At 29.2% G+C, this 12835-nt stretch carries 16 protein-coding genes; 4 read left to right on the top strand and 12 right to left on the bottom strand.

Annotated features, from left to right (window positions below; all coding sequences use genetic code 11):
* Positions 1–15 precede the first annotated feature (15 nt).
* From pal to AC8IGH_RS01415, 12 genes are all read right to left on the bottom strand, one after another.
* On the bottom strand, positions 16–492 hold the full coding sequence (gene pal / locus AC8IGH_RS01470) for a peptidoglycan-associated lipoprotein Pal (RefSeq protein ID WP_507418943.1): 477 nt from the start codon (positions 490–492) through the stop codon (positions 16–18).
* An 82-nt stretch (positions 493–574) separates the two neighbouring features.
* Positions 575–1915: a Tol-Pal system beta propeller repeat protein TolB gene (tolB, locus tag AC8IGH_RS01465; RefSeq protein WP_507418942.1), complete on the bottom strand. Its 1341-nt coding sequence runs from the start codon at positions 1913–1915 to the stop codon at positions 575–577.
* Position 1916: 1 nt separating this feature from the next.
* Positions 1917–2723: a cell envelope integrity protein TolA gene (gene tolA / locus AC8IGH_RS01460; protein WP_507418941.1), complete on the bottom strand. Its 807-nt coding sequence runs from the start codon at positions 2721–2723 to the stop codon at positions 1917–1919.
* A gap of 4 nt (positions 2724–2727) precedes the next feature.
* On the bottom strand, positions 2728–3162 hold the full coding sequence (tolR, locus tag AC8IGH_RS01455) for a protein TolR (protein ID WP_507418940.1): 435 nt from the start codon (positions 3160–3162) through the stop codon (positions 2728–2730).
* Positions 3163–3810: a protein TolQ gene (tolQ, locus tag AC8IGH_RS01450; RefSeq protein WP_507418939.1), complete on the bottom strand. Its 648-nt coding sequence runs from the start codon at positions 3808–3810 to the stop codon at positions 3163–3165.
* A gap of 82 nt (positions 3811–3892) precedes the next feature.
* Positions 3893–4306, bottom strand: coding sequence for a YbgC/FadM family acyl-CoA thioesterase (locus AC8IGH_RS01445; protein ID WP_507418938.1), 414 nt, complete (start codon positions 4304–4306; stop codon positions 3893–3895).
* Entirely contained in the window at positions 4299–4796 is a 498-nt protein-coding gene (locus tag AC8IGH_RS01440) for a crossover junction endodeoxyribonuclease (RefSeq protein WP_507418937.1), read from the bottom strand. Before AC8IGH_RS01440 ends, AC8IGH_RS01445 begins: the two co-directional genes overlap by 8 nt.
* Positions 4797–4800: 4 nt before the next feature.
* Complete coding sequence (locus AC8IGH_RS01435) at positions 4801–5544, bottom strand: YebC/PmpR family DNA-binding transcriptional regulator (protein WP_507418936.1); 744 nt, start codon at positions 5542–5544, stop codon at positions 4801–4803.
* A gap of 4 nt (positions 5545–5548) precedes the next feature.
* The gene (locus tag AC8IGH_RS01430; protein WP_507418935.1) at positions 5549–6358 is read right to left on the bottom strand and encodes a TIGR00282 family metallophosphoesterase; all 810 of its coding nucleotides are present in this window, start codon (positions 6356–6358) and stop codon (positions 5549–5551) included.
* Entirely contained in the window at positions 6358–6906 is a 549-nt protein-coding gene (locus AC8IGH_RS01425; protein WP_507418934.1) for a 5-formyltetrahydrofolate cyclo-ligase, read from the bottom strand. Before AC8IGH_RS01425 ends, AC8IGH_RS01430 begins: the two co-directional genes overlap by 1 nt.
* 5 nt (positions 6907–6911) lie before the next feature.
* Positions 6912–7340: a cell division protein ZapA gene (locus tag AC8IGH_RS01420; protein WP_507418933.1), complete on the bottom strand. Its 429-nt coding sequence runs from the start codon at positions 7338–7340 to the stop codon at positions 6912–6914.
* Positions 7334–7858, bottom strand: coding sequence for a hypothetical protein (locus AC8IGH_RS01415; RefSeq protein ID WP_507418932.1), 525 nt, complete (start codon positions 7856–7858; stop codon positions 7334–7336). Before AC8IGH_RS01415 ends, AC8IGH_RS01420 begins: the two co-directional genes overlap by 7 nt.
* Positions 7859–7933: 75 nt before the next feature.
* Here AC8IGH_RS01415 and tkt point away from each other — a divergent pair, with 75 nt between their 5' ends.
* Genes tkt through thiE form a run of 4 tightly spaced genes read left to right on the top strand, consistent with a single transcriptional unit; the run spans position 7934 to position 12779 of the window.
* Positions 7934–9916 carry a transketolase gene (gene tkt, locus AC8IGH_RS01410; RefSeq protein WP_507418931.1) on the top strand — a complete coding sequence of 661 codons (1983 nt, stop codon included), beginning with the start codon at positions 7934–7936 and terminating at the stop codon, positions 9914–9916.
* A gap of 12 nt (positions 9917–9928) precedes the next feature.
* A complete protein-coding gene (locus AC8IGH_RS01405) occupies positions 9929–11116 on the top strand; it encodes a phosphoglycerate kinase (protein WP_507418930.1) in 1188 nt (395 codons plus the stop codon).
* 27 nt (positions 11117–11143) lie between these two features.
* Complete coding sequence (locus AC8IGH_RS01400; protein WP_507418929.1) at positions 11144–12160, top strand: class I fructose-bisphosphate aldolase; 1017 nt, start codon at positions 11144–11146, stop codon at positions 12158–12160.
* A gap of 4 nt (positions 12161–12164) precedes the next feature.
* A complete protein-coding gene (gene thiE, locus AC8IGH_RS01395; RefSeq protein WP_507418928.1) occupies positions 12165–12779 on the top strand; it encodes a thiamine phosphate synthase in 615 nt (204 codons plus the stop codon).
* Positions 12780–12835 lie beyond the last annotated feature (56 nt).

Genomic DNA, 12835 nt, shown 5'->3' with positions numbered 1-12835 from the left:
ATAAAGTTTTTAATATTAGTTAGTTTTAACTGTTACAGCTCTTCGGTTTTGCGACCATGCCAAAACGTTTGAAGCTGGATTAGCAGGTTTTTCTTTACCGTAGCTAATAACCTTAATTCTATTTGCAGCAATACCATTGCTGATTAAGAAGTTTTTAGCTGCTGTTGCTCTTCTTTCGCCAAGGGCCAAGTTGTATTCTCTTGTTCCTCTTTCATCGGCGTGACCTTCAAGAACCACATTTAAAGTTGGGTTTGCTTTTAAATATGTAGCTTGTTTTGCAAGAGTTGCAGTTGCAGCTGAAGTCAATTCTGATTTGTTAGTTGCAAAAAATACTCTATCTGGCACTCCATCAGCTAAGAATTTAACTGTTTCTGTTCCAGTATAAGCATCATCACTTTTTGTTGTTGTTGTTGCTTGTTGTGTTGCACAAGCACCTAAAAATAAAGCTACTACGAGACTTAGAGCAACTTTACCTAGATTGTTTGATAACATTACTATTTCCTTCCATTATTTTTATTATTTTTCAAATTCTTTTGTTAATTCAATAAATAAGTTAATGCAACTAATAATTTAATTATTTTCCAGACAACAATCCTGACCAAGATGGATCTGATGCATCTGTTGGAGTTGGAATTAATCTTTCATTATAACCTGTTAAATCAATAGACCATAATTTTGCTCCACCTCCTCTTCCGCCACTGTCAGATGCAGTTTCTCGGTAAAATATAAGCACTCTTCCATTGGGAGCCCATGAAGGCGCTTCTTGATAATAATTTTCCGTCAATAATCTTTCACCAGAACCATCTGATCTCATCACTCCTATATAAAATTTATTCCTATATAATTTGGTAAAAGCAATCAAATCTCCTCTTGGTGACCAAACTGGAGTTCCATAAAGTCCCTCTCCAAATGATATTCTTTTCACGTTTGAGCCATCACTCTTCATTGTGTAAATTTGCTGAAATCCACTACGATCAGAATTAAATGCAATATAAGAACCATCTGGGGAATAAGAAGGCGAAGTATCTATTGAAGGATGATCTGTTATTTTTTCAACAATTCTAGTTTTAATATCCATTGTATAAATATCAGAGTTACCTTCCTGTGCAAAACTCATGATTATTTTTTTACCATCAGGTGAAAAGCGAGGAGCAAAAGTCATTCCTGGAAAATCACCAACTAAATCTTGGATTCCAGTTTCAAGATTTAATAAGTAAACTCTAGGTAAATTCTTAAAGTAAGACATATAAGTTACATGCTGACTTGTAGGGTTAAATCTAGGAGTTAAGACTAATTCATTACCTAGCGTTAAATATTTTACTCCAAAACCATCTTGATCCATTATTGCTAATCTTTTTTTTCTATCTACTTTTGGACCACTCTCAGCCACGTAAATTATTCTAGTATCAAAATAACCTTTTTCTCCTGTTAATCTTTCATAAATCTTATCTGAAATCATATGAGATACCCTTCTCCAATTATCAGGTGCGGTATAAAAAGCTAAAGCTGATAATTCATTTGCTGATACGACATCCCATAATTTAAATTCAACTCTCAATCTATTTTCTTTTTCTAATGAAATTTTCCCAGTTACAAGTACTTGAGCTTTTATAAAAGCCCAATCTTCAAATCTTGGTTTATTATGAGCAAGTTCTGGTTTTTGTATAAAAGATTTTTTCTCTAGTGCAAAAAATAAACCCGATCTTGAAAGATTATTTTTTATAAGTTCAGGAATTTTACTTTCAAGTTGTAATTTTTTTATATTATCATTTAATTTTGAGTCTAAATAAAAATCTGAGATCGCTGTTGGCAAAGGATCTAAATTGCCTCTTGTAATATCAACTGAAACAAGCGCAAATGATTTTACTGTTAATATAAAAAATAAAGCAAAAATTGTAAAAATTTTATATTTCATATTAGCCTTTTAACATTTCTTTAGCGTCAAAGTTTAATTGCATTTCTTTCCACTTTTCATATCCGCTGGAGGGTACTTTAAGAGGATTGCATAATTTAACAGCTCTCAATGCACTCTCTGCTAATATCTTATAATATGTTTGTCCAGTCATACTCATTCTAGCTTGATCTAAAATTTCACTACTAACTAATGAACCGTCAGGATTAAGTTTAATCTTTATTCTAACTGTTAAATTCTCATTATATGGAAGTCCAATGGGTATATTCCAACATTTAAATATTTGAGCTTTAATGGCGTCTTCTTGAGTTATTGTTAGTTTAGATGTGACTATATTTTTTTGCTGGCTCTGAGTAGCTTCTAAACTTGGTTTATTATTAGCTTCTGCATTGTCTTTTTTAGATTTATCTATAAGTGCAGAAATCTTATTTGGATCAAAAATTTCTTTTTTTTCAAATTCAGAAGTTTGTTTTTTTAATTCTTCAACTTTAACTGGGTTTTGTCTTTTTTCTAATAATTCTTTAATTTTTTTTATATTTTCTGGTAAAGGAACAGCATCTGGTTTTTCTTTTGGCACGATCTTAGGCGGTGCTTGTCCAGTTACAACTCTATCTTTTATTTTTTTATCAGTTTTTTCTCCATCGGAGACTTTGGGTGCATAAGGAATATTTGTTCTATCTCCAATTTGAACAAGATCTACAGATATAACCAAAGGTGCCTGCACTCTACCCATTAAAAAAGGTAGCGTGACACTGCTAATAATAAGAATAATAAAATGAGCTATAAAAGAAATTTTAAGGCTCTTTTGCATCAAGTTATTTTTTACGTTTAGAAAGCGGTGGTCCTGAAATTAAAGCAACCTTTGTAAAGCCAGCTCTTGAAAGCAATCCCATCACTTCCATAACTTTTCCATAATCTATAGCTTTATCGCCTCTTACATAAATTCTAGTATCAGTTCTATTTTTTGACATTGCTAAAATTTTAGGAACTAACTGACTTGTTTCCACTTGAGTTTCTTGAATAAAAGTTTCTCCTTTAGCATTAATACTAAGTGTCAAAGGCTCTTTATCATCAGGTAATGAATTTGCTGAACTGTCGGGTAAATTAACCGACACACCTGCTGTTAACATTGGCGCTGTGATCATAAAAATAATTAATAAAACCAACATCACATCGACAAATGGTGTAACGTTTATCTCACTCATAGGTTCTCGTTTTCGAGATCTATTGTTCTGAATTTTAAAAGCCATTTATGTAATAGAAATAAATGATTGGCTAAAATTTTCTAAACGTGTTGAATATTTTTTTGAGTCACTAGTAAACTTATTGTAAGCAACAACTGCTGGTATCGCAGCTAACAAACCTAAGGCTGTTGCAAATAATGCTTCTGCAATTCCTGGCGCTACAATAGCAAGACTAGTGTTTTTAGAGATAGCAATAGATTGAAATGAATTCATAATCCCCCATACAGTTCCAAATAAACCAATAAATGGAGCTGTTGATCCAACTGTAGCTAAAAAAGTTAATTTTTTCTCTACAGTTTCCATCTCTTTATCTATTGCGCTACCCAAAGCTTGCAAAACTCTTTCTTGAACGGCTGTAGATCTAGATTTATTTTTTATCATAAAATCCATGCCAGCTTTAAATACATTTGCCATAGGATCTTCATTATAATCCTCTAATTTTTTATATAAACTGTCCGCAGATTTTGAAGACCAAAACTGCTCCTCAAAAAATGATGATGTTCCATTAATTTTTTTGAATAATTTATATTTTTCAATAATAATTGCCCAAGAATAAACAGAGGCTGCAATTAAAATAATAATTACAAATTTAACAACAAAATCTGCTTTGAAAAATAATGAAAAAAAAGAAAAGTTACTAGCTGCAAAATTCATAATTATTTTTATTTAGTTTTAATGTTTTTTAATTTTAAAACTTGTCATTTATTTGTCTTCGCGACAAATATCTAGCGCTTTGTTATATGCAGGAGCCTAATTTTGCTTTTAAATCCTCAGAAATTATTTTAGGTTTTCCAAGTTCATCTATAATGACTAATTCTACGAAGGCTTCAGCTATAATTTCTTTATCTCTTAAAGCGTTTTGTGTCATTTCTATTCTTAAGTTGGATACTTTATTGACAATCGTTTCAATGGTCACTTTATCCTCAAATCTAAAAGATTTTTTATATGTAATATTAAACTTATGGACTACAATATTAATTTTTAATTCTTCATTCAAATACTTATGATTATAGCCAAGAGAATAAATTAACTCAGTTCTGGCCCTTTCAAAGTACTTTAAATAATTTGCATAATAAACTATTCCTCCGGCATCAGTATCTTCATAATAAACTTTGGTTTGATAAATAAATTTTTTTACTATGCTAGCCATAAAAACTATCGTTTTTGTAATTGTCTATAAAATATTTTCCAATTAAAATTGCATCTGCTTTATTAGAATCTTTTTTTCTGGCAAGCTTTGGAGATATATTTGGGTAAATTTCTATTACTTTTGTTCTACTTGCATCTTTAACTGATCCAATCAAATTAAAATGTTTTTTCCATTTTGCTGGTCTTACAAAATAAATTGGAAAGCCTAGTGCCGCACATATTCCCTTAATAATTCCAAAAGACTGTCCAAAATTAAACATACTAGTTACTCCTTGACCTGGCATAGCATTTACTTGTTCTACGATTACTGAAACTTTATCACTTTCATTTAAAAAACTTTTGAATATATGAGTAACTTGTGCAGAATTAATTTGTCTTTTATTCTTTTTTCCATCAACCATTGTTGGAACATCAAATATTTCTAAAATATCTTTATTTTTGAAAATACAGATGGCTCCACTTACTCCTGGATCAATAGAAAATACTAACAATTTTTTAATTCGCTCCTTCTAGTAATTTCTCGTCAACTTCAAAATTCGTAAAAACATTCTGAACATCGTCATCATCTTCTATTTGATCTAAAAAATTTATAACTTTAGTAAATGTTTCTTTGTCTAAATTAACTTTACTAAGAGGATTCCAAATAAGACCTGCGAAACTAAAATCTTTAATTTTTTTCTCTATTTCTTCTCTAACAGAATTAAATTCTTCTTTTTTGCAATTAATTTCATGATAAAGATCTGTGGTCACACAATCTTCTGCCCCTGCATTAATAGCAAGTTCTAAAGCATCGTTTGCGCTCATTAATTCTTTCTTTATCTTGATTTGCCCTATTTGTTCAAATTGATAACTAACAGATCCAGATTCGCTTAAAGTCCCTCCAAATTTTTGAAATATAGTTCTAATATTTGACACTGAGCGATTTTTATTGTCGGTTAGTACTTCTACAATGACTCCTGTTCTTCCAGGACCAAATCCCTCATATCTTGAAAATTCATAGGTATTGTCAATATTACCTTGTGATTTTTTTATAGCTCTTTCAATATTATCTTTTGGCATATTCGCTGCTCGTGCTGCTTGAACAGCGGCTCGCAATCTTGGATTCATTTCTGGGTCTGGTGTTCCAAGTTTTGCTGAAACAGTTATTTCTCTTGAAAGTTTAGTAAAGAGCTTAGAACGTATCTTGTCTGCACGTCCCTTTCTGTGCATCATATTTTTAAAATGCGAATGACCTGCCATAATATTAAAATGATCTTTGATTAAAATGAGCGCCAATAGTGATAGGTTTTATTTCCTTTGCAAGACCAGTCTTTTCATCAGCTATAACCTTAATTCCAGACAAAGTTCCTTTACCTAATGCTGGAGCCAAACGTTCAAGATTTGGTTGCTTTAAAAATTTTTTTAATGCTGCATCTTTATTCATTCCTATAACTGAATCATAATCTCCACACATCCCAGCATCAGTTTGATAAGCAGTTCCATTATTTAGAATTCTAAAATCATAAGTTGGAACATGACTATGCGTTCCTACAACTAATGTTACTTGACCATCAAGAAAATGACCCATAGCCATTTTTTCACTAGTTATCTCAGCGTGGATATCAACGATGATAAAATCTACATCCTTCTTTAATTTTAATGATTGCAATTTAAGAGAGATACAATTGAAAACATCATCTGCTTTTTTCATATAAACATTTCCCATAATATTAATTACAGCAACTTTTTTATTATTTTTTAAAAAATAAATTTCACAACCAGATCCTGGAGTTCCCTCTATAAAATTCAATGGTCTCAGTAATCTTTTTTCTGCAGATATAAAATCTGCCGTTTCCTTTTGATCCCAAATATGATTTCCAGAAGTAATTACATCAACGCCAACAGAAAATAATTCATCACAAATCTTTTTAGTAATTCCATATCCACCAGCTGCATTTTCTCCATTCACTATAACAAAATCTATTTCTTCTTTAGTTTTTATTTTTGGTAATTCGGATAAAACTATATCCCTCCCAGATCTACCAACAATGTCGCCTAAGAACAAAAAATTCATTAAATATTTAAAAATCCCTTTTCTGTAAAAACTGCATCCAAGCAAAAATCTGTTTTTAATTTTTTTAATTTTTCTTTTTTTTGAAATGAAAAACCAATACCGATTGTACTAAATTTTTTTTTATTTTTATTTAACATGTTAAAATATTTATCATAATATCCAGAACCATAACCAAGCCTATTACCATATTTATCAAAAGCTAACAGCGGAACCAAGAAAACATCAGGTATTAAAGTTTTGGCGTGGATATAAGTTTGCGGTATTCCATATTTATTTAATTGCAAAACACTATTTAGTTTCCATTCTTTAAATTCCATCAATTTATTATTTTGATTAATAAATGGTAATGATAATGAGACTCCTTTTTTAAATAATAATGTATTAAAAATTTTTAAATCTAATTCAAAGTTCACAGAATAATATGAAGCAACGGTATTATTTTTATATTTCATAATTTCTTTAAATAGGGGAATAAAATCTTTTTCTTTTAAATTAAAATATTTTTTCCTTCTTAAGGAAAAAAAGTATTTCCTTAATTCTTTTTTCATTAAATTTAATTAATTTTTTCTAGAAAATTATTTATTGAATTTGAAACTTTTTCTAAAGACTCTGAATAGTTCTTTTCATTATCTGAAATTTTACTTTTAAGGTCTTGCAGTTCTGTTTGAAGACTTTTAATCTCATTTTCTTTATCTTCCTTATACAATATTGATAAGCTTTTAATTTCTTTAAATTTATCAAGTAAAGTCTTGTTTTGCTTTTTAAGTCTTTCTATAGACTCTTTAATAGTGAACATCTCATCGATAACCTGGATAGAGCTAATTAATAAAAGTTTACTTTCGCCAATATTTCCAAGATCATTTTTAAGTTGTTCAAACTTTGAATTTAAATGCAAAGATAGTTTTTCTAATTCCTGTTCTTGCCCATCCTCGCAAGAAAGAATGTAATCTCGATTATTAAACTTAACAGTAACGTTTACCATTTATCAAACTCTCCCAACATAGCATCGGTCTCTTGGCTTAATTCATCAATTTTTTTAACAAACATTTTTTTATTTTTTAATATTTGTTCCAATTGTTCTTTTGTTGACTGCAGTTCACTTTGAACGGAATTTACCTCTTCTTTCAAATTTTTATTTATATTTTCAGTTTCAGTTATTTTATATCTGGACTCCTCTAATTCTAATTCCATTTTAGCTAACTCATCTTTTATAGTCTCATTTTCTTTTTCTATAAGGTCAATTTTATTTAATAATTCATGATTACTTGAGTCTTGATTATTTAGTTTTTGTTCGAAAACTTTTAATTCATTAACGATATTATCTTTTTCTTGTTCTAAATTTTTTGACTTTTGATGTAATTCTTCTTTTTCTTTTTCTAACCGAGAACTCAATTTTTTTAAATAACTGCTTTCTTCCTTGGAGTTTTTAATTAAATCTGCGATTGAATCTAGTTTGTTTAAAGTTTCGAATAGCTGTGTTTCTTTATTTTTTAAATTCATTAAACTAAAAAAAATTGTTTAATTTGCATCTTAAACATAATAATAATTCCTGCAATCCAAGTCTATCTATGTTTCATGGCAAAAAATAATTACTCAGATCTAGCTAACGCAATAAGATTTTTGTCAATTGACGCAGTACAAAAAGCAAATTCTGGTCACCCAGGTATGCCTATGGGCATGGCTGATGTTGCAACGATTCTTTTTAATAAATTTTTAAAATTTAACCCTCTTAATCCTTCATGGTTCAATAGAGATAGATTTGTTTTATCAGCAGGTCATGGCTCTATGTTGTTGTACTCTGTTTTATATTTATCTGGTTATAAAACTGTTACAATTGAAGATATTAAAAATTTTAGACAATTAAATTCTATTTGTGCTGGACATCCTGAGTATGAAAAAAACTCTGGAATAGAAACAACCACAGGTCCTTTAGGCCAAGGTATTGCTAATGCTGTTGGCTTTGCTTTAGCTGAAGAAATTAATAGAAAAAAATTTGGTGAAAAGATTTGTAATCACAAGACTTATGTTATTGCTGGTGATGGTTGCTTAATGGAAGGTATTAGTCACGAAGCAATGAGTCTGGCTGGACACTTAAAGCTTAAAAATTTAATATTATTTTTTGACAATAACTCTATTTCTATCGACGGAAACACAAACCTTAGCATTTCTGATAACTATAAAAAAAGATTTGCTTCATATAATTGGGATTTAATTGAAATTAATGGTCATGATCATAATCAAATTTCTAAAGCTATAAATAAAGCGCAAAAAGCAAAAAAACCAACAGTTATATCTTGCAAAACAGTCATTGGTTATGGCTCTCCAAATAAAAGTAATACGGCTTCAGTCCACGGAAGTCCTTTGGGAGGTGCTGAAATTGAGTTAGTTAGAAAAAAACTTAAATGGCCATACCAACCATTTGAAGTGCCTGAAGATATTTTAAAAGAATGGAGAAAATTAATTACTACTGGAAAAAAACATGAAGAAAATTGGAAGAAAAATTTTGATAAATTAGAAAAAAATAAAAAAGAGGAACTTTTAAGAATTAAATCTGGAAATTTACCGAAAAATTTTAATGAGAAGATTAATCAAATTAAAGATAAATTTTTTGATAATTCAAAACCTATTGCAACAAGAAAATCTTCAGAAGCATGTCTTGAGGCAATTACAACATTTATTCCAGAACTTATAGGAGGTTCTGCAGATTTAACTGGTTCTAATAATACAAAATCATCATCACAAAAAATAATCAAAGCCAATAATTTTAACGGAACGTACATTCACTATGGAATAAGGGAACATGGTATGTGTGGTGTAATGAATGGTTTAGCTCTAGACCAAACTACTATTCCTTATGGGGGAACATTTTTAATATTCTCTGATTATTGCAAACCCTCAATTAGATTGGCAGCTTTAATGAAGCAAAGAGTTATATATGTGCTAACACATGACTCTATCGGCCTTGGAGAGGATGGACCTACCCATCAACCGATAGAACAACTATTTAGTTTAAGATCGATTCCAAACTTAAATGTATTTAGACCGGCTGACTCTATAGAAACTTTAGAGGCTTGGGAATTAGCATTAAAATCAAATACATCTCCTAGTGTTCTTGCTCTTACGAGACAAGATTTACCAATGGTTAGAAAAAAAGAATCTAAAGAAAATTTAACACAATATGGTGGATACATATTGAGTGACTCTAATAAAGATAATTGCAATCTAACAATTATTGCAACTGGATCGGAAGTAGAGATAGCTTTAAATGTTCAAAAAAAATTACTTGAGCAAAATATAGAATCGAAAGTTATTTCTATGCCTTGTTTAGAATTATTTGAAAAACAATCTCAAGAATATAAAAATAAAATTTTAGGAAAAAGCTCTTTTAGAGTAACAATTGAAGCTGGGGTGACAATAGGTTGGGAGAAATATACATCTAATGGAATCTCTTTTGGAATTAATTCATTTGGGAAAAGCGCTCCTTACAAACATATATATAAACATTTTGGTCTTACTTCTGAAAATATTGTATCTGAAATAAAAAAAAATTATAAATAATTAAGCTCTTTAATGAATAATCTAAGTACGCTTTCAAACAACGAAGATATTAAGAATAAAACTATTTTTTTAAGAGTAGATTTTAATATTCCAATCAAAGATGGAAAAATAATTGACGATACAAAGATCGTTAAAATGAAAGATATTATTAATAAGCTATTATCCAAAAGAACTAAAATTATCTTATGTTCCCATTTAGGAAGACCTCAAAAAAATGGCAAAGATGGATTATCTCTCAATCAAATTAAAAATAAGTTAGAGAATATTTTTAAAAAAGAAATTGTCTTTTTAGATAATTACTTAAATATTGAAACTAAAAATAATATAAAACAATCAGATAAAGATTTATTTCTTCTAGAAAATATTAGATTCCACAAAGAAGAAGAGAAAAATGATACTGAATTTTCAAAACAATTAGCAGATCTTGCGGATATTTATATAAATGAGGCATTTTCTTGCTCCCATCGGGCTCACGCTTCTGTGACTGGAATAACTAAATATGTAAAATCGTATGCCGGAGAAACAATCATTAACGAATTAAATTCTTTAGAAAAAATTTTTAATAAATCAAATAAACCTGTTACTTGTATTATTGGTGGCTCAAAAATATCTACAAAAATTGATTTAATTTCTAACTTAATTAAAAAAGTAGATTTTATGATTATCGGAGGAGCTATGGCCAATAATTTTATAAAATATAATAATTTCAAGATTGGAAAATCTTTATTTGAACCAAATAAAGAAGAGACTATAAAAGAAATTATAAACACAGCTAACAATAATAACTGTAAATTAATAATTCCTAAGGATGTTATTGTTTCAAATAATGAAAATACTGCAGGAAAAAATAAAAGTTTATCTGAAATTGATTCTGATGATATTATTTATGACATTGGAGCTAATACAATAAAAAATATTAGTGAAATTATTAATTTATCTAAAACTTTGCTCTGGAATGGTCCGTTAGGATTTTTTGAAAAAGACTTTTTTGCTAATGGAAGCAACAAAGTTGCACAATTAATTAAAGTAAATACTCAAAAAAAATTATTAATATCTATAGCTGGAGGTGGAGATACTGCTGCAGCAATCAAAAAAGCAAAAGCTGAAGATGGTTTCAGTTACATCTCAACTGCAGGTGGTGCTTTTTTAGAATGGCTTGAAGGAAAAATACTTCCTGGACTAAAAGTCCTTGAAAAATAATTTTTAAATAACTAAAAGATTAGTTCTATGAATAGTATCGAGTCTATTGCTCTTGCAATGGTACAAAAAGGCAAAGGAATTTTAGCTGCTGACGAAAGCAATAGCACGATGACTAAAAGATTAGATTCTGTAAAGATTCCTTCTACAGAAATAAACAGATTAAAATTTCGAGAAGCAATTTTTACATCTAAAAAAGTTCAAAATTTTATAAGTGGAGTAATATTATTTGACGAAACAATAAAACAAACTGCATCCAGTGGTAAAACTATTTCAAAATTATTAAGTGACCAAGGAATTATTCCTGGAATTAAAGTTGATAAAGGGGTTAAGCCTCTTGCTCTGTCAAATAATGAAAAAATTACTGAAGGACTAGATGGTCTTAAAGATAGATTAATCGAATATTATAAATTAGGAGCTCGATTTACTAAATGGAGAGCTGTCTATGATATATCAAATATCTACCCGTCAAAAACTGCGATAGTAGCGAATGCGCATGCGCTTGCAAGATATGCTGCTATTGTTCAAGATACAAATATGGTTCCAATTGTTGAGCCTGAAGTTTTGATGGATGGGAACCATGATATTAGAAAATGTTATGATGTCACTTCTTCAGTTTTAACTGAATGTTTTAATCAACTAATCATACACAAAGTAAATTTGAAAGGAATAGTGTTAAAACCAAACATGATATTAAACGGTTCTGAGTCTGGCAAAAAAAATATAACCGAAGAAGTTGCTGAAAAAACTCTTGATTGCCTAAAAAAAAATGTTCCAAAAGAAGTTCCTGGAATAGCTTTCCTTTCAGGGGGACAAAGCGAAATTGAAGCAACTGAAAATCTTAATTCTATTAATAAAATAAATGATACAAAGTTTGCATTTACCTTTTCATACGGTAGAGCATTGCAGCAAAGTGCACTAAAAACTTGGGCAAAGAATATTAATGACAAAGCCACTGTTCAAGCAGTATTTGATATAAGATCTGAAATGAATAGCCTTGCCTCGATTGGAAAGTGGAAATTAGATTTAGAAAAAAAAGCGGCTTAATTTATTGAGTAAATTTCTTTACTTAATTTCTCCTGAAAAAATTTTAGATCATAAAATTTTTCTTAAAAAACTGGAACTTATTTTCACAAGTAATATTATAAAATTTTTTCAACTTAGAATTAAAAATCAAAAAAGAAAAAAAATTATATTTCTTGGAAAAAAAATATTACTACTTACTAGAAAATATAAAGTTAATTTTATTGTAAATGACGATCCTTATATTGCAAAAATATTAGATGCTGATGGTTGTCATCTTGGACAACAAGATATGTCTATAAACTTTGCAAGAAAAATATTAAAAAAAAAATCAATTATTGGCATAACTTGTCACAACTCTAAGATACTTGCTGCAAAAGCTTCTGCTAATAAAGCAAGCTATTTAGCTTTTGGTGCTTTTTATCAAACCAAAACTAAAAAAACAAAATATAGAGCAAAATTGAGTTTAATTAGATGGGCTAAAAAGAATATCAACAAACCTATTGTTGCAATAGGAGGAATTAATCAAAAAAATTATGTAAAAATATTAAATGCTGGAGCAAATTATATAGCATGTTCAGCTAGTATATGGAAAAGTAACATGAAAAACCCATTAACTGCTGTAAACATGTTTAAAAAATAGATATATGTTCTCAGAATAAATATGAAAATTTTAGGATCAGACATCAGGGTTGGCAA

The sequence above is a fragment of the Candidatus Allofontibacter sp. genome (genome assembly GCF_038145245.1).
GTDB lineage: Bacteria > Pseudomonadota > Alphaproteobacteria > Pelagibacterales > Pelagibacteraceae > Fontibacterium.
Note: the sequence above shows the minus strand (reverse complement) of the source record. Positions and strands in the feature narration are given on the sequence as shown.

Bases quoted from the DNA above. Each gene is read 5' to 3' on its own strand.
- pal (WP_507418943.1), bottom strand. From the start codon at position 492: ATGTTATCAAACAATCTAGGTAAAGTTGCTCTAAGTCTCGTAGTAGCT.
- tolB (WP_507418942.1), bottom strand. From the start codon at position 1,915: ATGAAATATAAAATTTTTACAATTTTTGCTTTATTTTTTATATTAACA.
- tolA (WP_507418941.1), bottom strand. From the start codon at position 2,723: ATGCAAAAGAGCCTTAAAATTTCTTTTATAGCTCATTTTATTATTCTT.
- tolR (WP_507418940.1), bottom strand. From the start codon at position 3,162: ATGGCTTTTAAAATTCAGAACAATAGATCTCGAAAACGAGAACCTATG.
- tolQ (WP_507418939.1), bottom strand. From the start codon at position 3,810: ATGAATTTTGCAGCTAGTAACTTTTCTTTTTTTTCATTATTTTTCAAA.
- AC8IGH_RS01445 (WP_507418938.1), bottom strand. From the start codon at position 4,306: ATGGCTAGCATAGTAAAAAAATTTATTTATCAAACCAAAGTTTATTAT.
- AC8IGH_RS01435 (WP_507418936.1), bottom strand. From the start codon at position 5,544: ATGGCAGGTCATTCGCATTTTAAAAATATGATGCACAGAAAGGGACGT.
- AC8IGH_RS01430 (WP_507418935.1), bottom strand. From the start codon at position 6,358: ATGAATTTTTTGTTCTTAGGCGACATTGTTGGTAGATCTGGGAGGGAT.
- AC8IGH_RS01425 (WP_507418934.1), bottom strand. From the start codon at position 6,906: ATGAAAAAAGAATTAAGGAAATACTTTTTTTCCTTAAGAAGGAAAAAA.
- AC8IGH_RS01420 (WP_507418933.1), bottom strand. From the start codon at position 7,340: ATGGTAAACGTTACTGTTAAGTTTAATAATCGAGATTACATTCTTTCT.
- AC8IGH_RS01415 (WP_507418932.1), bottom strand. From the start codon at position 7,858: ATGAATTTAAAAAATAAAGAAACACAGCTATTCGAAACTTTAAACAAA.
- tkt (WP_507418931.1), top strand. From the start codon at position 7,934: ATGGCAAAAAATAATTACTCAGATCTAGCTAACGCAATAAGATTTTTG.
- AC8IGH_RS01405 (WP_507418930.1), top strand. From the start codon at position 9,929: ATGAATAATCTAAGTACGCTTTCAAACAACGAAGATATTAAGAATAAA.
- AC8IGH_RS01400 (WP_507418929.1), top strand. From the start codon at position 11,144: ATGAATAGTATCGAGTCTATTGCTCTTGCAATGGTACAAAAAGGCAAA.